The following is a 17,075-nucleotide window of genomic DNA, read 5'->3' on the forward strand; positions in this document are numbered from 1 at the left end:
GAAGGAGAGGTTACGTGACTGCTTCTGTTTCAGTTGGTGAGAAAAAAGAATTTGTTCGGTGGTTTTTAAAAAAGTATCAGATGAAAAGAAGAGAGTGCGTGTGGATCTTGAATTACTTGATAAGCCACGAGACATTGTTGAATAACGTACATTTTGTGGAGGAGGCACATTACTGTCCTCGAGCGATGATTATGTCAGTTACGACGTCCTCAGGTATCCCTTTTCGCTTTTACAAAGGGAGCATAATGACTGCCGATGCTGAAAAGTCCTTCCATGATTTAAGGTTGCATCCGGAAGAGGATATGTACATCCAGTTGAATTTTCAGATGATGCCACCTAGTCCAGAATATTTGGCTGTTTTAGAAGAAAATCCTTATATGCCAAAATACTTGCAGATTAGTGAAAAGGATAAATTGATAGCCGAGGATATAGTTAGTGAAAGCTTGTATTCATTTCAAGTAGAACAATTAAAAAAGCAGATTGACCAGGCAATCGATGAAAAAAACAAAGAAAAGTTTATGGAGCTTTCTGAGTTGTGGAAACAAATACAACAAAAAGAGGTTTAGGAGAGGTTATACATGCATTGGAACGGAAAAGATAGTAAAGTATTTCAAGCACAAAAAGAATTTATAGATACAGCAGTTATTCCACTAATACAAATAGATGGTTCTGATGAAGGCTTCCAATTTGCAGCATCTGCGGCTGACTTTACATTGTCCCTTGCTAATGTAATTGAAAATCAGTTTAAAGGAAGGATTGTTTTATTTCCTTCCTTCTCTTATACAAGAAGTCAGGACAAGCAGTCTGTATTTGAAGCGTGGCAAGAGGAGCTTAATAATGCATCTTTCAAGCACGTCTTTTACGTTACTTCTGATAGAGAGTGGAGTACAATAGGGGAGGAACAAAATATTATTTGGACTCCGTCTGTTCCACTGGATTCCATGGACCAAAAAATGAGAAATTCAGTACTAGAAGATCAATTACGACAACTAATTCCGATTTTTGCGAAAAAATGGGCGAATTAGTGACAATTTTTTTCAATAATTGTCGATAAAGTTAAAGATTCGATGTAATCGAATATTGACCTTCCTTTTTTATTGATATATCATGGATATGTCCTAGTATTATTATTCAAGCAAGTATGTCCATTGGACTGACCTTTAAGTAAGAGGGGGGAAAAGGATGAGTAACAATAAAGTATCAAGACGTCAATTTTTAAGTTATACCTTAACAGGTGTTGGCGGATTTATGGCAGCAGGAATGCTTATGCCAATGGTACGTTTTGCAGTTGATCCTGTATTGCAGAAAAAAGAAGGCGGAGATTTCGTACTGACGGAGAAGAAAATTGCCGACATAACGGATGTTCCAGAACGTGTTGATTTCACTTTTGAACAAGTGGACGCATGGTACAAGTCTGATATTACCAATGCAGCTTGGGTATACAAAGAAGGCGATAAAATTATCGCACTATCTCCTGTATGTAAGCATTTGGGATGTACTGTAAACTGGGAAGGTGACCCAGCGCACAAAAATCAATTCTTCTGCCCATGTCACGCAGGTCGTTATGAGAAAAACGGTAGTAATGTTCCAAAAACGCCACCTCTAGGTCCGTTGGATCAATATGAAGTTCGTGAAAATGACGGTTTCTTAGAAATTGGGAAAGCTATTCCTAACACATTAGTTTAAAGTAAGGGGGTACGACATCAGTGCTTAATAAAATCTATGATTGGGTGGATGAACGTCTAGATATTACTCCGATATGGCGTGATATCGCTGACCATGAAGTACCAGAACACGTAAACCCTGCACATCATTTCTCAGCATTTGTATATTGTTTCGGAGGACTAACATTCTTCATCACAGTAATTCAAATTCTTTCAGGTATGTTCTTAACTATGTATTATGTACCGGATATTGAAAATGCATGGGAATCTGTTTACTATCTTCAAAATGAAGTAGCATTCGGTGAAATCGTGCGTGGGATGCATCACTGGGGAGCATCACTTGTTATTGTTATGATGTTCTTACATACATTACGTGTATTCTTTACTGGTTCTTATAAAAAACCTCGTGAACTAAACTGGATGGTCGGAGTACTAATCTTCGCTGTTATGTTAGGTTTAGGATTCACAGGTTACTTACTTCCTTGGGACATGAAAGCATTGTTCGCAACGAAAGTAGGTATTGAAATTGCAGCATCCGTGCCATTTATCGGTGGGATGATCAAAACACTTTTAGCAGGTGATGAAACAATCATCGGTGCTCAAACATTAACAAGATTCTTTGCGATTCATGTATTCTTCTTGCCAGCTGCTCTTTTTGGATTACTTGCAGCTCACTTTATCATGATTCGTCGTCAAGGTATTTCTGGACCACTTTAATCGGTAAAGGGAACAGATAATTGTAACAAGGAGGGGACAATATGCATCGCGGAAAAGGCATGAAATTCGTTGGAGACTCACGTGTACCAGATCTATCAGCCCGTAAGAAAAACACTCCAAAAGACTATTCTGAGTATCCAGGTAAAACAGAAGCTTTCTGGCCTGACTTCTTACTGAAAGAATGGTTAGTCGGTGCGGTTTTCTTAGTTGGTTATTTAGTATTAACTGTTGCACATCCATCGCCACTTGAACGTCCAGCTGATCCAGCTGACACAGGTTATATTCCAGTACCAGACTGGTATTTCTTGTTTTTATATCAATTACTAAAATATGAATTTGCTTCTGGACCATATAATGTTATTGGAGCAATCATTATGCCAGGATTGGCATTTGGAGCGCTATTATTAGTACCGTTTTTAGATACAAGTAAAGAAAGAAATCCATGGAAACGTCCATTACCGACTGGCTTCATGCTTCTAGCTATTGCTGCAATGATTTTCTTAACATGGGAATCTGTTGTAAACCATGACTGGGAAAAAGCAAAAGCATATGGTGAAATTAGAGAAGAAGTTGCAATCGAAATTGACGAATCTTCTGAAGGCTATCAATTATATCAAGGTTCATCTTGTATAACCTGTCATGGTAATGCTTTTGAAGGTGGTCTCGGACCAACTTTAATCGGTTTAGATTACACTGCAGATGAGATTGTTAAAATTGCTCATGAAGGATTACCAGGTGGAATGCCTGCCGGTAGTTATCAAGGAACAGATGAAGAGCTTCAAAAACTTGCAGAGTATATAACGACTCTTCAACCAGAAGAATAATTTAAATGCAAAAGAGTCAGGAAACTGGCTCTTTTTTTTCTACCTATAAGTAAGGGGTGTTCATGTGAAAGAACTTGCGACATTATTAAAACTAACCTTGTATAACAAAACGTTTATGTGGCTGTTGTTCATAGTAAATCTTCTTGGCACCATCTACGGATACTATTGGTATAAGGGACAGTTATCACAAACAGACACAAAGTTCCTTCTTTTCGTACCTGACAGCCCTACAGCAAGTTTGTTTTTTACAATTGCATTATTTGCTTGGTTGTTAAAGAAAAATTGGAAGTTAATCGAAGCCCTAGCGTTAATCACCCTTGTAAAATACGGATTATGGGCAGTTGTAATGAATATATGGACATACGTGGAAAATGATTATCTAGGTTGGATGGGGTGGATGTTGGTAGCATCGCATTTTGCAATGGCTGTCCAGGCCATATTATACATACCTTATTACCGATTTACTTGGATTCATATCCTTATTGCTGCCATATGGACACTACATAATGATGTGATAGATTATGTATTTGATCAAATGCCAACGTATAGAAGTTTATACAAATATGCAGATCAAATTGGTTACTTTACATTTTGGCTATCCATTGCTTGTATTTTACTTGCTATCTTTATTTATCAAAAAAGGTCAAAGCTTATCAGTTGAATGTATCCACTATTCCCATTAAAATAAATAGTATAGATTAGAGAGGGGGAAAAGAATTTGGCTTCTTATCTCGTGTACTTCGCGATAATTTTGTTATTGCCTTTGTATGCTCAAATGAAAGTGAAAAGAACATATAAAAAGTATTCAAAAGTTCGTTCGACTTCTGGTATGACAGGTGCTCAAGTAGCAAGAACTATTTTAGATGCAAATGGATTAACTGATGTCCAGGTTGTGGAAAGTAGAGGGTTTTTAAGTGATCACTACAATCCGATGACTAAAATAGTTGCTTTGTCCTCACACAATTTTCATGAAGCTTCCGTTGCAGGATCTGCGATTGCAGCACATGAAGTAGGACACGCTATTCAACACAAAGAATCGTATTCATTTTTAACATTACGACATAAACTAGTGCCAGTGGCTAATATTTCATCTAATGCTTCTTGGATTTTCATCATGATCGGATTGCTAGCTAGCTTTTCTAATCTGTTGTTAATAGGAATAGTTTTGTTGGCTGCTGGAGTTGTATTCCAAATTGTTACACTACCTGTTGAATTTAACGCTTCAAATCGAGCGATGAACCAAATGGTATCGCTTGGTGTAATTCGCAATGAGGAAGAACGTCACGCGAAAAAAGTATTAAGTGCAGCCGCTTTAACTTATGTTGCTGCAGCAGCAGTAGCGGTATTAGAGCTATTACGTTTGGTATTAATCTACACTGGAATGACTCGCAACGATTAAATAAATTAATAAATGGAGAGCGACGACCACAAGTCATTGCTCTCCATTTTTGTTTGAGATTATTGGATAAATTTTCTGTTTAGTAAGTAAAACACTGAATTGTGAGAGTTAGTGAATTGTGAGAGTTAGAGTAACACTCAGTAACCCGCAAGAAAACGCTAATATGAACCAAATGAACGCTAGTAAATGATTTGGGATTGAATTCTCCTTTGCTATTAATGTCTAATCTCTTAATGATTGGAGTGACAAAATTAAAAAGGATTGTACAAGTAGCGTCCTTGTACAATCCCATCTAACTATTCTATCGGGTTTTTCTCATCATCTAAAGTAAAACCTTCGCCCATTACATCCTTTACCTCTGTAATAGATACAAATGCATGCGGATCAACGGAGCTAATAACCGTTTTTAAAGCGCTGAGCTGATTTTTTGCTACTACACAATAGATTACTTCCCGACTATTTTTTGTAAAATGTCCATGTCCATTTAAAATAGTCACACCGCGCGATAGTTTATTGGTAATTATATCTGCGATTTCATTTTGTTTTTCGGAAATGATAAATGCGCCTCTGGCAGAATAAGCACCTTCTTGTACAAAATCGATTACCCTTGCGCCCACATATACCGCTACGAGCGTATACATCATAGAACGTTCGTTTAGGAAGGTTGTCCATGATAATAATATGACGAATGCATCAAAGATAAACATTGTTTTCCCCATGCTCCAGCCCTTGTATTTAAATACAAGACGGGCAATGATATCTACGCCGCCAGTAGTGCCGCCATACTTGAAAATAATTCCTAAGCCTAAACCTACGAAAACACCTGCAAATAGGGATACTAGAAACAGGTCGTCTTCTAACCCTAACTGAAATTCGTAAATATCAAACACCTTTAGAAATACAGATACAGCTACCGTACCGATCAGTGTATAGGCAAACATTTTTCGACCAAGTAGTTTCCACCCAATGATGAACATTGGTATATTTAACAAAAGATTCATCAAGGCTACATCCCAATTAAATACAAAATATAAAACGAGGGTTATACCAGAAAATCCACCTTCTCCAAGTTCATTTTGCATATTAAAATGAACAAAGCCAAAACTATAAATGGCTGCACCGAATATTATCATGATAATATTTTTAAATTTAAGTCCAAGTCCCATTGTTCCACCCCACTTATTAGTTCATACTTAAGTTATTATCAATTATTTTAATGGCTTTGACAACTAGAGGATAAATTTATTACGATGGAAAAGGAGAGATTATATGTTGACAGATAAAAAAAGTTTATTTGAACTACAACAAAAAGTAGATTTATACATAAATCAATATAGAGAAGGTTACTTTCCTCCACTAGAGCTATTAGCAAGACTAACAGAAGAATTGGGAGAGCTTTCTAGAGAGATTCAACATAAGTATGGTACAAAGAAGAAAAAAGATACAGAAGTAGAAAAAGAGATAGCTGATGAAGTTGGAGATTTCTTTTTCGTTTTAATCTGCTTAGCAAATGCGGAGGGTATTGATCTGCAAAAGTCACTGGAACAAGTTTTGGATAAATACAATACACGAGACAAAGATAGATGGACAAAGAAGGAGGAATAATAATGGTTATAAAAGTAGCGGTTGCTGGCCCAAGAGGTAAAATGGGAAGAGAAGCAGTAGCGACGGTCATTAACAACAAAGATTTTTTATTGGTAGCAGTTTTGGATTCAAAGAAAGAAATGGAGTGTCTAGGTGATAAAATTCCGATCTTCACTTCTTTAAACTTATTAATAGAGCAAACCGAACCTGATGTATTAGTTGATCTAACAGTACCTTCAGCAGTATTCGAGCATGCAATGACTGCATTGGAATTTGGGGTAAGACCTGTGATTGGAACTACAGGCTTTACTGATTTACAATTAGATACATTACGTAACAAAGTAGAAGAAAAACAAGTAGGCTGTATTATCGCGCCCAATTTTTCCATTGGTGCGGTCCTTATGATGAAGTTTGCACAAACAGCTGCAAAATATTTACCAAATGTGGAGATTATAGAAATGCATCATGATCAAAAGGTAGATGCACCTTCAGGTACAGCTATTAAGACGGCTCAAATGATTCAACAAACACGTGATTCGATGAAACAAGGTCATCCGAGTGAGGAAGAAACTATTCAAGGAGCAAGAGGAGCAAATATGGATGGCATGCATATTCATAGTGTCCGTTTACCTGGGTTAGTTGCTCATCAGCAGGTAATGCTAGGTGGAGAAGGACAATTGCTTACGCTTCGTCATGACTCCTTTGATCGATCTTCCTTTATGTCTGGAATTGTACTGTCTATTGAGGAAGTTATGAAACGTAATGTACTGACTTACGGTTTAGAGGATATTATATTATAGGAGGTAAAAAATGAGAATTGCATTAGTTGCACATGATCAGAAAAAAGAAGATTTAATACAGTTCGTAACTGCCTTTAAATCAATATTAGAGGACCACGAATTATTTGCTACAGGAACAACAGGAACTAGAATTATCGATGAAGTCGGCTTAGATGTATTTAGATATAAGTCCGGGCCACTAGGTGGAGACCAACAAATAGGTTCTGCAATTGCCAATAATGAAATGGATATGGTTATATTTTTCCGTGATCCACTTACTGCACAGCCACATGAGCCGGATGTAACTGCGCTCATTCGACTTTGTGATGTATATCAAATTCCGCTTGCAACTAATATGGGAACAGCTGAAATTTTGTTAAAAGGTATTGAAGAAGGATTTTTAGATTGGCGTTTATTGGAAGAGAGACGTTCACGTTAGGAAGTGCTTAAATGCGTAAATTGAAAATAGGTATTACTTGCTATCCAACAGTTGGAGGATCAGGAGTAATTGCTACAGAACTTGGGAAGATGCTTGCAGCTAAAGGGCATGAAATACATTTCATCACGTCAGGAATCCCTTTTAGGTTAAATAAAATAGATCCAACGATAACATTTCACCAAGTGGAAGTGAATAGTTACTCTGTTTTTCAATATGCTCCATATGACATCGCACTTGCCAATAAAATGGCTGAGGTAATTATAGACCAACAATTAGATGTATTGCATGTCCATTATGCAATACCCCATGCTGTGTGTGCCATTTTAGCTAAAGATATGGCTAATTCAGATATTGGTATTGTGACAACCTTACATGGAACAGATATTACAGTATTAGGCTATGACTCTTCCCTAAAAGGTGCTATCAAATACGGAATAGAGAAATCAGATATCGTTACTGCGGTATCTAACTCTCTTGCCCAAGAAACGATGGATTTAATAGCCCCGGATAAAGATATTGAGACGATATATAATTTTATAGATGAACGAGAATACACCAAAAAGGACTCAGGAAATCTAAAAGAATTATTAGGGATAAAACCACATGAAAAAGTAGTTATTCATGTTTCAAACTTTAGAAAAGTGAAGCATGTACCGGATATAGTAAACAGCTTTAAACTAATTCATGATGAAGTTCCCTCCAAGCTGCTGTTGGTCGGGGATGGCCCTGAAAAACATCCTGTGATGGAATCTATTAAAGGCACCTCCATCGAAAATGATGTGTTGTTTTTAGGGAAACAGGAAAGTTTATCGGAGCTTTATGCAATAGCAGATCTTATGTTGTTACTTTCTGAAAAAGAGTCTTTTGGACTTGTGTTATTGGAAGCAATGGCTTGCGGAGTACCATGCATCGGGACGAATGTTGGAGGAATTCCCGAAGTTATTACCAATGGTGAAAACGGCTATATCGTTGAATTAGGCGATTTTGAGAAAGTAGCGGAATATGGTTTGAAAATTTTACAAAACCCGACATTACATAAACAAATAGTAGATAGATCGATTGAGATTATACATGATCGATTTAATTCAAAAAGCATTGTGGAGCAATATGAAGCGATGTATGAAAGAGTGGCGAGAAAATAGCGTTATGAAAAATCGGTGGCCGGCAGCTTATAAAATAATAGATGAACTGGAACGTGCAGGTTTCGAGGCATTTGTAGTCGGAGGGGCTGTCCGAGACTTTGTACGTAACGCACCTGTAAACGATGTGGATATCACCACGAATGCTACGCCAAAAGAAGTCAAAGCGATATTTCCTCATACGATTGATGTAGGGATAGAACATGGTACTGTATTAGTTGTCTTGGACGAGTCTATCGAAGTAACTACGTATCGTTCGGAATCGACCTACTCAGATTTTAGAAGACCCGATGAGGTTACATTCGTGCGTACTTTAAAAGAAGACTTACAAAGACGAGACTTTACGATAAATGCAATGGCATTAACAAAAGAGGATGTGCTGGTAGATTATTTCGGAGGAAGACTAGCTATCAAAGAAGGGATTATTCAAGCTGTAGGAAATCCTCAGCTAAGATTCTCAGAAGATGCACTACGAATGTTGCGAGCAATTCGTTTTTCGGCGCAGTTGAATTTCTCCCTTGAGTCTAATACATTGAATGCAATTCGTTCGTTGCATCCACATATTGCACATGTATCCATTGAAAGAGTGAAAGTTGAATTGGAGAAAATATGGTTAAGTGATTTCCCATTCAAAGGAATACAACTTTTTGTAGACAGTGGGTTATCGAACATATTCCCTGGAAACTGGGAAAGAAGTCTACAAAATTGGAATGACTTCTCTAGTTTTGATGTTAAAGCAAATGGATGGGCATTCTTTGCACTAATGCAGTCAAAAGAGGATGTTAATGATTTATTAAATTATTATAAATGCTCAAATGAAGAGAAAAGACATGTGAAAAACGTTTTAGAAGCAGTGCATGGTTTAGCAAAAGGCGCATGGACAACTGATGAATTATTTCAATTTAGTGAAGATGTATTATCGGTTGCATACTATTTTGGGAATTCGGTTCTTTCTAAGGAAATAACTGAACCACTTGAGCTATTCTTAAGAAGAAAACGTTCCATTCCAATTGCCACCAAAAAAGATATTGTAGTTAATGGAAATGACCTCCTGGAATGGGCAAACGATAAACGAGGCCCGTGGATAAAAGAAGTGTTAGATAGATTAACGAGCATGATTGTAAATGGTCATATTAAAAATGACAGAAATGAAATAAAGGGATGGTTTTCGCATGAATATCTCCATTAAAGAAAAAATTCTTTCTACTCTAATAAATGCAAACGGGGAACCTGTTTCGGGACAGAAGCTTGCAGATGAATTGCAAATTTCACGAACAATGATCTGGAAGCATTTGAAAAGTATCGAAGAGGATGGTTATGTAATTGAAGCCATCAAAAAGAAAGGCTATATTTTACGGTCTATACCTGATTTAGTTACTCCTGCGCAAGTTATTCCTAAGCTAAGCACAAAGTATTTAGGAAGAAATATGGATTATTATACAACTTGCGAAACTACACAAGTTATAGCTGCTGATAAAGCACGGGAAGACGCTCCTCATGGAACAGTAATTATTGCTGAGGAACAAACTGCCGGAAAAGGAAGATTAGAAAGGAGCTGGGATTCGAGTGCAAACAAAGGCATATGGATGAGTGTCATTATTCGTCCAAAAATTAGTCCTGAGTTTGCTGCACCATTCACACTTGTTTCTGCTGTCGCTATCACTCAAGCAATTCAAGATGTGACGAATCTTGCTCCTCAGATAAAATGGCCAAACGATATACTTATTAATGGAAAAAAAGTTACAGGTATTTTGACAGAGTTACAGGCTGAGATGGATATCGTTCACTCCATTATTATAGGTATCGGTGTCAATGTAAATCAGGAATTAAGTACATTTGACGAATCCATTCAATCCATTGCGACTTCACTGAAAATAGAAACGGGGGAAGAGATAGATCGGTCCTTGTTAGTAGCTAAAATCCTATATTATTTAGAGAAGTATGGAGATTTGTATGTAGAAAAAGGCTTTCAACCTATTAAAATTCTTTGGGAAAGTCATAACTGTACGATTGGCAAACGCATACGTGCCACTATGTTGCGAGAAACCGTTGAAGGTGTTGCCTTAGGTATTACGAATGATGGAGTTTTAGAGCTAAAACTAGACAGTGGTGAAATTCGAGGTGTATATTCCGCCGATATTCATTTACTAGGAAGAAATTAATTTGGACGGATATCATTTTTTTTGTTATTCTGTATGTGTTGGGCAGTATCTTATTTGAACTGCACCTTTTGAAAAAAGTTTGTTTAACTAAATAGTCTGCCTTGATCTATATGACAGGGACGGAGAAAACCTACGAAAATAATTTTTCTGCCCTCCTGTCCAAATTGGAATAGGAGGGTTTTTATATGGTTTTCTCTTCACTACAAATGGAGGGATAATGTATGAAAACGACGAGTAACTTTATTAGTATGAAAAAAAACAATGAGAAAATTACGATGATGACCGCTTATGATTTTCCAACGGCAAAATTTGCAGAAGATGCAGGTATGGATATGATTCTTGTCGGAGATTCACTAGGAATGGTAGTGCTCGGCTATGATTCTACTGTGCTGGTAACAATGGATGATATGATCCATCATGGTAAAGCTGTTAGACGTGGGGCCAAGGAAACTTTTCTAGTAGTTGATATGCCTTTTGGAACATTTCATGGTTCTTTAGATCAAGCACTTACAAATGCAGTCCAATTACTACAGCAAACAGGTGCACAGGCAGTGAAACTCGAGGGTGCGGATGCAGTTTTGCCTGTCATAGAAAAATTGACTTTTGCAGGAATTCCAGTTGTCGCCCATCTTGGTTTATTACCTCAATCTGCTGGCGTATTAGGTGGATACAAAGTTCAAGGTAAAACTGCCGCAGCAGCAGAAAAGTTAATAGAGGATGCAAGATTATGTGAGAAGGCTGGGGCATGTGCGGTCGTATTAGAATGTATTCCACACCAACTGACAGAAACAATTTCTAAAACTCTTACTGTCCCTACAATAGGAATTGGTGCCGGTGCTGCAGCAGACGGTCAAGTGCTGGTGTTCCATGATATGGTGAAGTATGGTACTCATCATATTCCTAAATTTGTTAAAGAATTTGCAAATGTAGGGGAACCAATACTGGCAGGTATCAGGCAATATGTAGATGAAGTAAAAAATGGTACATTCCCAACATTGGATCATTCCTTTACGATGAAGGAAGAACAACTTTCCCAATTATATGGAGGCAATCATGCAAACAGTAGAAACGATCAATGAGCTAAAACAAATAATCGCTTTAAATAAAGATAAAACAATTGGTTTTGTTCCCACGATGGGTTATTTGCACGAAGGTCATCTGGCTCTATTAAACAAGGCAAGAAGCGAAAATGAATTAGTAGTGGCGAGTATTTTCGTCAATCCTGCCCAATTTGGACCAAATGAAGACTTAGATCGGTACCCAAGAGATATCAAAAGAGACACACAGCTAGCGACGAATGCAGGGGTAGATATAATATTCATACCAACGCCAGAACAGATGTATCCATTTGACAGTGGCATTTCAATTACTGTAGGAGACCTTTCGACAAAACTGTGTGGTGAGAGCAGACCTGGTCATTTTGATGGAGTACTTAAAGTGATCACTAAATTATTTCATCTCGTTCAGCCTACGAAAGCGTATTTTGGACAAAAGGATGCACAGCAGTTAGCGATTATTGAGACATTTGTGAATGCGTATAACTTTCCTGTTGAAATAGTTCGAGTACAGACAGTGAGAGAATCAGACGGTCTTGCAAAAAGTTCTCGTAATGTATTTTTAAATGAAAAGGAACGGTCAGAGGCTATTCATTTGTATAAAGCTTTGCAGTTAGCGACTATTAGGTGGGAAGAAACAAAGGATTTAACAGCAGCCATTACAATAGGGAAAGATCATATTGAAAGTAACACCTCTGGTAAAATCGATTATTTTGAAGCGTTATCGTATCCTTCGTTGCAGCAAGTAACGGATGACACAAAAGAAGTTTTGTTTGCCACAGCTGTATTTTTTGAAAAAGCTCGGTTAATAGACAATATTCTAATAGTGAAAAAGGATGTGTAACACATGTTACGAATGATGTTAAATGGTAAAATTCACCGCGCAGTGGTGACGGAAGCGGATTTAAATTATGTAGGAAGTATTACAATCGATCAAAATATACTAGATGCCGTTGGTATGTTGCCAAACGAAAAAGTGCATATCGTTAACAACAATAATGGTGCTCGTTTCGAAACATATATTATCTCCGGTGAACGTGGAAGTGGAGTGATTTGCGTAAACGGAGCAGCAGCACGCTTAGTACAACGGGGGGATGTAGTGATTATTCTTTCGTATGCCTATGTGATGAATGAAGAAGCACAATCACATAAACCAACAGTTGCAATTATGAACCAAGATAATTCTATCGATCACATTATTCATTACGAACCAGAAGCTACAATTATGTAATCGAGAAAAAATTAAGCCTGCCTTTGAAGTCAGAGAAGAGGTACTTCAAAGGCAGGCTTTTATATATTTTCATTCACGTACAAAATTATCTTTGAAGCCGGGTAGTGGGACTCTATCAGTCTATGATTAAATTTCTTCTTGGAAATAGATTTTATAAAACTTTCTATGTGTTAATTCATCATAGCCAACTTCGATAAGCTGATCCACTTGTTCAATATCCCGTACATTCACTTGAATCTCAATATTGGAATCTAGCTTTATTTTACGTTTATACGTTTTTTCTACCTTTGCTATAGCGCTCTCCGAAATGACCGTTTCATATGGTTTTACAGATTGGACGATAATGTCTTTTTGGACTGAATCCGTTTTGTCAAAGACTGTATCAATATAGTTATCTACTTGAAATTCTTCTTCATTCCTAAAGTAATCGAGTGTTTTGTTTAAAAAACCTAATTTTTCGGTATTCGTGTAACTTTCTTCTTTAATAATATATTTTTTACACTCTGTTAACGCTAAGTTCGTTTTATGATAATGTTCATCAGCTACTTTAATCTTTAGAAAACGCTCTTGCCAATAAACAACATCCTCTTTTTTCTTTGTTTTCATAAAGACAGCAGGAGCTACGTCTGGTCCCATATCCACGAAGACTGCCATATTATTAATTTTTTTTACATTAATACCGTCCACGCCATTCACAATCATTTTGTTTTGCTCGTTTTTCACATCTAGAAACATTTCTTTTTCATCTAACTTCACAATGGCTAATGCCTTTTTTACTTCTGAATTCCATAAGCAATTATCGAATAATCCTATAAACAATTCACCATTTTTAATATTAGGATGTTGGGATACACTTTTTAAATGGGTTGCAATATGTTTAGATTGTTCAAGAAAACTGCTGTTCTGATCAAAAATTGAATTTACATATGTATACATTTCATTTAATCCAATATCTGTTTCATGAAAAAATTCAAATTGCTGCTCCAAATCAATTTTATTGAATGCTAACTGTGTAAAGGCCGCTTCTAGCATAACCTCTGGTCGGGAGAATGCCTCATCACCAAACACAAGTGTATCACCTACATAATGTACGACATACTGAGCTAATTTACTTTCACTTATTTCTAGCATGGTCTTCACCTTCTAATCTTTATTAATAGCTAATTTACCATATCATACTCCGCATATTATTATCATACATTTATGCTTAATATAAAAATTGTTGAGTTAATGAAGTGGATATCTAGAGAGTAAGTATAAATAATAATACAGTTTTCCTTGCCAATTAAATGGAGAAACGTACAGGGTGTTTATTTTAACCTTAATTGTTAATAATAAAACATGTTTATGTTAACCTATAATTAGGTGATTTATTACTTTTAAGGAGTGTAAATAATGAAAAATAAAACACGAACAATAATTACGCTGGTAGGTAGTTTCATTCTTTTTGCTTTAGGTACATTTAGAATACTTACTGAATCACTTTCTTCAACACCTTTGTTTGTAGCATATATTTTTACAATTACTGGATTAATTGGAGTTATAGCTAATAGTTTGATTCTAAAAAAGGTAAAAACAAACTAAATAAAATGAGAAAAGCGATCCATATTAGAAATCGCTTTTTTCTGATAAAAATTAAATTGGATACATTAATTTTAGGAGTGTTCGGTTTCTCAGGTATTCAAACTTATGTTAGGAATGGCCAAGCGGATTTTCGTTATACTCTCTGGAAGCTTATTTAGCCAACGGAGTTTAATCAAGCAGAACGACGTTTTTTAAAAAGCTACTCCTTTAAGTATTGCTAATAATAATTTTTCTAATTTTCAATTTCTTCTTGTGGTTTCACTTTTTTCATGTCCCACGTCAAATGCTTTCGTTTTATTGCTCCCAAATAAATACAATAACAAAATGACAATCATAAAAGCTGCAGAAAAGCTAAAAGTCATGCCGTAACCAACACTTTTTGCTAAGATTCCAAGTCCCAATGATCCTATTGCCAATCCAAAATCTATAAATATAAGCAGCATAGAATTGGCAGTTGCCTTTTTCTCAGGTGGTACAAGGGTTAATGCCCATGCTTGAATTATTGGATGGATGATAGCATAAGCGATTCCGAATAGTGCCCCTGAAATCCAAACCATCCCCATACCAGTAGAAAAGCCTAACAAGATCAAACCAACAGTTCCTGAAATAGCACCTGGAATAATAAGAATTCTATGGCCGAATTTATCGAAAATTTTACCTGAGAAAACCCGAACGATTATCATTGCAATCGCTTGTGCGATAAAAAATTGTGAAATCCTTCCACCAACATCAATCTCTTTACCAAACGCCCCTATGAAGTTAACTGTTCCTGCAATTGCCATGTAATTTAAAGCTACCAGAATACATGGAAGAAGGACACGCTTATCAAACATGTACTTATAGAATGGCTCTTTATTTGTTGGTTGTGGACTTTCCTTTTCATTTTTAACAGTGTTTTTTACGAAAAAACTGCACACAAATGCAAAAGACATAAGCCCTAAAGTTAACATCATCATTGATCGGAATGAATAATTTGCAAGATAAGCAATAGCGATTAGCGGTCCCATTGTCGTTCCAACGCTTGTAGACATTGCAAAAAAAACAATGCCCTCGCCTAAACGGGATTTAGGAACGATATTACTTGATATTGTAAAGACCAAAATTGTCAGCATACTAAAGCCGATACCTTGTAGTGCTCTAATGAATATTAAAAAACCGATAGAGTCGTTTATAAAAGTAAGAGCGATTGTTCCCAAAAAGTAAACAAGTGAAATGATGAGAAGCAATTTCATATTCACTTTTTGGATAATTACACTGGCAAAAAAGCGCGTAATTAGTGATGCTGTCATTAAGGTCGTGGTCATGATTCCTGCGATTGCAGGATTGTCACTAATGGTTGATACAAAAATTGGGAAACCTGCAGTAATCATATAAAAAGAAGCGAACATTACTGAAGACAATATAATAATAATTAAATATTGGTTTGTCCATAATTTAACTTTTTCTTTACTCATGGTAATATAAGACCAACTTTCAATAATAGAGATGATTTTTTTATTCTTCCCATATTTTCAAAAAAATATTTAGAGGTGTTAAAAGTAATTAATCCTTCGTAGGAGATACTTCAAAATATTATTTCGTGGTTGTTTGGCATGTATGGGGAAATAGAATACTGTAGTGTTTAAAAATATACATCTATTAAAAGCAATTGCCATGGTAAATGAGGAACATATACTAACTAAGAGATAACTATGAAAATAATGCCACAAAGAAGTTGAGTTTAGAAAAAGGTAAATGCTAGGTATATAAATACTATAAAACTATGAGAATAGCTTGTTGAAGAAAAAGTTATGGAAGAATGGAAAGAAGTTAAATTTACTTAGAGAAGCTTTACTTCTAAAAAGGAGTAAAGCCTTTTTCTTATTATGCATACAAAGGTAGAATACTTTTTAAAACTTAATATAGCAAAAGCCACCTCGTAGCATGCGATGAAAAGATATTTCTTTCATCGACTCTCTTATGCTAACTGAATTGGATGCGGCTACTTTTATATTTTTTTAATTTTTTCTGTATCGGCTACCTTATCATGAATTTCTTCTTCCATTGCTTGGACGTGTTCATCTTCATGCTCTTGGTGAGGTTGAGGATGGAACCATTGTATTTCCCCTTCGTGGACAAAGCCTTTATATTCTTTACCTTGAACTTGAATTGAAAATTGTTGACGTTCGTGCAATCTTCCCTCAAAAGCTAGAGTAAGTTCGAGGTCTTTTTCTTCACTATTCGTTCCATGATCTTTCATCAGCTTGTAGATACTTTTTTCTAATGTATCTGTTTTATCGTCACCGATCATTTGCCTCGGGTGTGGTTGAAGCCATTGAATTTCCTCATTGTGGTAATGACCCTTATATTCCTTTCCTCGAACGTTAACTGTGAATTCGTATCGTTCATAAAGTCGTTCTTCAAATACAGGCTCTACTCCAAACTTTTCTAGTTCGTTATCGATAGACATTGTTTCACTCCTTTATCAATATTTCTCTTGAGTACTTCCCAGGATAACT

At 36.2% G+C, this 17,075-nt stretch carries 21 protein-coding genes; 17 read left to right on the forward strand and 4 right to left on the reverse strand.

Annotated elements, in window-relative coordinates:
• Nucleotides 1-14: 14 nt before the first annotated feature.
• From BLR36_RS06120 to BLR36_RS06150, 7 genes are all read left to right on the forward strand, one after another.
• Nucleotides 15-566, forward strand: coding sequence for a ReoY family proteolytic degradation factor (locus BLR36_RS06120; RefSeq protein WP_093060854.1), 552 nt, complete (start codon nucleotides 15-17; stop codon nucleotides 564-566).
• A gap of 12 nt (nucleotides 567-578) precedes the next feature.
• The gene (locus tag BLR36_RS06125; protein ID WP_093060855.1) at nucleotides 579-1,025 is read left to right on the forward strand and encodes a YpiF family protein; all 447 of its coding nucleotides are present in this window, start codon (nucleotides 579-581) and stop codon (nucleotides 1,023-1,025) included.
• 157 nt (nucleotides 1,026-1,182) lie between these two features.
• Nucleotides 1,183-1,686: a QcrA and Rieske domain-containing protein gene (locus tag BLR36_RS06130; RefSeq protein WP_093060856.1), complete on the forward strand. Its 504-nt coding sequence runs from the start codon at nucleotides 1,183-1,185 to the stop codon at nucleotides 1,684-1,686.
• 20 nt (nucleotides 1,687-1,706) lie between these two features.
• Nucleotides 1,707-2,381 (forward strand): menaquinol-cytochrome c reductase cytochrome b subunit, encoded by a 675-nt coding sequence (qcrB, locus tag BLR36_RS06135; protein WP_093060857.1) that lies wholly within the window; start codon nucleotides 1,707-1,709, stop codon nucleotides 2,379-2,381.
• 41 nt (nucleotides 2,382-2,422) lie between these two features.
• Nucleotides 2,423-3,205 carry a menaquinol-cytochrome c reductase cytochrome b/c subunit gene (locus BLR36_RS06140; RefSeq protein WP_093060858.1) on the forward strand — a complete coding sequence of 261 codons (783 nt, stop codon included), beginning with the start codon at nucleotides 2,423-2,425 and terminating at the stop codon, nucleotides 3,203-3,205.
• A 64-nt stretch (nucleotides 3,206-3,269) separates the two neighbouring features.
• The gene (locus BLR36_RS06145; protein ID WP_371326702.1) at nucleotides 3,270-3,866 is read left to right on the forward strand and encodes a lipoprotein heptaprenylglyceryl N-acetyltransferase LhaT; all 597 of its coding nucleotides are present in this window, start codon (nucleotides 3,270-3,272) and stop codon (nucleotides 3,864-3,866) included.
• Nucleotides 3,867-3,923: 57 nt separating this feature from the next.
• Nucleotides 3,924-4,604 carry a zinc metallopeptidase gene (locus tag BLR36_RS06150; protein WP_093060859.1) on the forward strand — a complete coding sequence of 227 codons (681 nt, stop codon included), beginning with the start codon at nucleotides 3,924-3,926 and terminating at the stop codon, nucleotides 4,602-4,604.
• A 296-nt stretch (nucleotides 4,605-4,900) separates the two neighbouring features.
• Here the strand turns inward: BLR36_RS06150 and BLR36_RS06155 are convergent, their stop codons facing one another.
• Nucleotides 4,901-5,770 (reverse strand): YitT family protein, encoded by an 870-nt coding sequence (locus BLR36_RS06155; RefSeq protein ID WP_093060860.1) that lies wholly within the window; start codon nucleotides 5,768-5,770, stop codon nucleotides 4,901-4,903.
• 103 nt (nucleotides 5,771-5,873) lie between these two features.
• Between BLR36_RS06155 and BLR36_RS06160 the strand changes: the two genes are divergently transcribed.
• The 9 genes from BLR36_RS06160 to panD all read left to right on the forward strand — a co-directional run bounded on the left by BLR36_RS06160 (nucleotide 5,874) and on the right by panD (nucleotide 12,993).
• The gene (locus BLR36_RS06160; RefSeq protein WP_093060861.1) at nucleotides 5,874-6,209 is read left to right on the forward strand and encodes a nucleotide pyrophosphohydrolase; all 336 of its coding nucleotides are present in this window, start codon (nucleotides 5,874-5,876) and stop codon (nucleotides 6,207-6,209) included.
• Nucleotides 6,210-6,211: 2 nt separating this feature from the next.
• Nucleotides 6,212-6,988 (forward strand): 4-hydroxy-tetrahydrodipicolinate reductase, encoded by a 777-nt coding sequence (gene dapB, locus BLR36_RS06165; protein WP_093060862.1) that lies wholly within the window; start codon nucleotides 6,212-6,214, stop codon nucleotides 6,986-6,988.
• Between the two features lie 10 nt (nucleotides 6,989-6,998).
• The gene (gene mgsA / locus BLR36_RS06170) at nucleotides 6,999-7,406 is read left to right on the forward strand and encodes a methylglyoxal synthase (RefSeq protein WP_093060863.1); all 408 of its coding nucleotides are present in this window, start codon (nucleotides 6,999-7,001) and stop codon (nucleotides 7,404-7,406) included.
• Nucleotides 7,407-7,417: 11 nt separating this feature from the next.
• Nucleotides 7,418-8,548, forward strand: coding sequence for an N-acetyl-alpha-D-glucosaminyl L-malate synthase BshA (gene bshA / locus BLR36_RS06175; RefSeq protein WP_093060864.1), 1,131 nt, complete (start codon nucleotides 7,418-7,420; stop codon nucleotides 8,546-8,548).
• Complete coding sequence (locus BLR36_RS06180; RefSeq protein ID WP_175453990.1) at nucleotides 8,526-9,734, forward strand: CCA tRNA nucleotidyltransferase; 1,209 nt, start codon at nucleotides 8,526-8,528, stop codon at nucleotides 9,732-9,734. Before bshA ends, BLR36_RS06180 begins: the two co-directional genes overlap by 23 nt.
• Nucleotides 9,718-10,707, forward strand: coding sequence for a biotin--[acetyl-CoA-carboxylase] ligase (locus BLR36_RS06185; protein WP_093060866.1), 990 nt, complete (start codon nucleotides 9,718-9,720; stop codon nucleotides 10,705-10,707). The genes BLR36_RS06180 and BLR36_RS06185 overlap by 17 nt, the downstream gene beginning before the upstream one ends.
• Nucleotides 10,708-10,928: 221 nt before the next feature.
• The gene (gene panB, locus BLR36_RS06190) at nucleotides 10,929-11,786 is read left to right on the forward strand and encodes a 3-methyl-2-oxobutanoate hydroxymethyltransferase (RefSeq protein WP_093060867.1); all 858 of its coding nucleotides are present in this window, start codon (nucleotides 10,929-10,931) and stop codon (nucleotides 11,784-11,786) included.
• Nucleotides 11,761-12,606, forward strand: coding sequence for a pantoate--beta-alanine ligase (gene panC / locus BLR36_RS06195; protein WP_093060868.1), 846 nt, complete (start codon nucleotides 11,761-11,763; stop codon nucleotides 12,604-12,606). Before panB ends, panC begins: the two co-directional genes overlap by 26 nt.
• Before the next feature lie 3 nt (nucleotides 12,607-12,609).
• Nucleotides 12,610-12,993, forward strand: a complete 384-nt coding sequence (panD, locus tag BLR36_RS06200) for an aspartate 1-decarboxylase (protein WP_093060869.1) — start codon at nucleotides 12,610-12,612, stop codon at nucleotides 12,991-12,993.
• 126 nt (nucleotides 12,994-13,119) lie between these two features.
• Here panD and BLR36_RS06205 read toward each other — a convergent pair whose 3' ends face one another.
• Nucleotides 13,120-14,124, reverse strand: a complete 1,005-nt coding sequence (locus BLR36_RS06205) for a nucleoid-associated protein (protein WP_093060870.1) — start codon at nucleotides 14,122-14,124, stop codon at nucleotides 13,120-13,122.
• Between the two features lie 264 nt (nucleotides 14,125-14,388).
• Here BLR36_RS06205 and BLR36_RS06210 point away from each other — a divergent pair, with 264 nt between their 5' ends.
• Nucleotides 14,389-14,577, forward strand: coding sequence for a hypothetical protein (locus tag BLR36_RS06210; RefSeq protein ID WP_093060871.1), 189 nt, complete (start codon nucleotides 14,389-14,391; stop codon nucleotides 14,575-14,577).
• 239 nt (nucleotides 14,578-14,816) lie between these two features.
• Here BLR36_RS06210 and BLR36_RS06215 read toward each other — a convergent pair whose 3' ends face one another.
• Together BLR36_RS06215 and BLR36_RS06220 are read right to left on the reverse strand one after the other, a co-directional pair.
• Nucleotides 14,817-16,031 (reverse strand): MFS transporter, encoded by a 1,215-nt coding sequence (locus BLR36_RS06215; protein WP_093060872.1) that lies wholly within the window; start codon nucleotides 16,029-16,031, stop codon nucleotides 14,817-14,819.
• A gap of 533 nt (nucleotides 16,032-16,564) precedes the next feature.
• Nucleotides 16,565-17,026 (reverse strand): hypothetical protein, encoded by a 462-nt coding sequence (locus tag BLR36_RS06220; protein WP_093060873.1) that lies wholly within the window; start codon nucleotides 17,024-17,026, stop codon nucleotides 16,565-16,567.
• Between the last annotated feature and the right edge of the window lie 49 nt (nucleotides 17,027-17,075).

It is taken from the genome of Psychrobacillus sp. OK028 (assembly GCF_900103605.1).
Lineage (GTDB): Bacteria > Bacillota > Bacilli > Bacillales_A > Planococcaceae > Psychrobacillus.

Excerpts from the sequence above, each read along its gene's own strand:
- BLR36_RS06125 (WP_093060855.1), top strand. The coding sequence starts at position 579 with ATGCATTGGAACGGAAAAGATAGTAAAGTATTTCAAGCACAAAAAGAA.
- BLR36_RS06130 (WP_093060856.1), top strand. The coding sequence starts at position 1,183 with ATGAGTAACAATAAAGTATCAAGACGTCAATTTTTAAGTTATACCTTA.
- BLR36_RS06140 (WP_093060858.1), top strand. The coding sequence starts at position 2,423 with ATGCATCGCGGAAAAGGCATGAAATTCGTTGGAGACTCACGTGTACCA.
- BLR36_RS06155 (WP_093060860.1), bottom strand. The coding sequence starts at position 5,770 with ATGGGACTTGGACTTAAATTTAAAAATATTATCATGATAATATTCGGT.
- BLR36_RS06160 (WP_093060861.1), top strand. The coding sequence starts at position 5,874 with ATGTTGACAGATAAAAAAAGTTTATTTGAACTACAACAAAAAGTAGAT.
- dapB (WP_093060862.1), top strand. The coding sequence starts at position 6,212 with ATGGTTATAAAAGTAGCGGTTGCTGGCCCAAGAGGTAAAATGGGAAGA.
- mgsA (WP_093060863.1), top strand. The coding sequence starts at position 6,999 with ATGAGAATTGCATTAGTTGCACATGATCAGAAAAAAGAAGATTTAATA.
- bshA (WP_093060864.1), top strand. The coding sequence starts at position 7,418 with ATGCGTAAATTGAAAATAGGTATTACTTGCTATCCAACAGTTGGAGGA.
- BLR36_RS06180 (WP_175453990.1), top strand. The coding sequence starts at position 8,526 with ATGAAAGAGTGGCGAGAAAATAGCGTTATGAAAAATCGGTGGCCGGCA.
- BLR36_RS06185 (WP_093060866.1), top strand. The coding sequence starts at position 9,718 with ATGAATATCTCCATTAAAGAAAAAATTCTTTCTACTCTAATAAATGCA.
- panB (WP_093060867.1), top strand. The coding sequence starts at position 10,929 with ATGAAAACGACGAGTAACTTTATTAGTATGAAAAAAAACAATGAGAAA.
- panC (WP_093060868.1), top strand. The coding sequence starts at position 11,761 with ATGCAAACAGTAGAAACGATCAATGAGCTAAAACAAATAATCGCTTTA.
- panD (WP_093060869.1), top strand. The coding sequence starts at position 12,610 with ATGTTACGAATGATGTTAAATGGTAAAATTCACCGCGCAGTGGTGACG.
- BLR36_RS06205 (WP_093060870.1), bottom strand. The coding sequence starts at position 14,124 with ATGCTAGAAATAAGTGAAAGTAAATTAGCTCAGTATGTCGTACATTAT.
- BLR36_RS06210 (WP_093060871.1), top strand. The coding sequence starts at position 14,389 with ATGAAAAATAAAACACGAACAATAATTACGCTGGTAGGTAGTTTCATT.
- BLR36_RS06215 (WP_093060872.1), bottom strand. The coding sequence starts at position 16,031 with ATGAGTAAAGAAAAAGTTAAATTATGGACAAACCAATATTTAATTATT.
- BLR36_RS06220 (WP_093060873.1), bottom strand. The coding sequence starts at position 17,026 with ATGTCTATCGATAACGAACTAGAAAAGTTTGGAGTAGAGCCTGTATTT.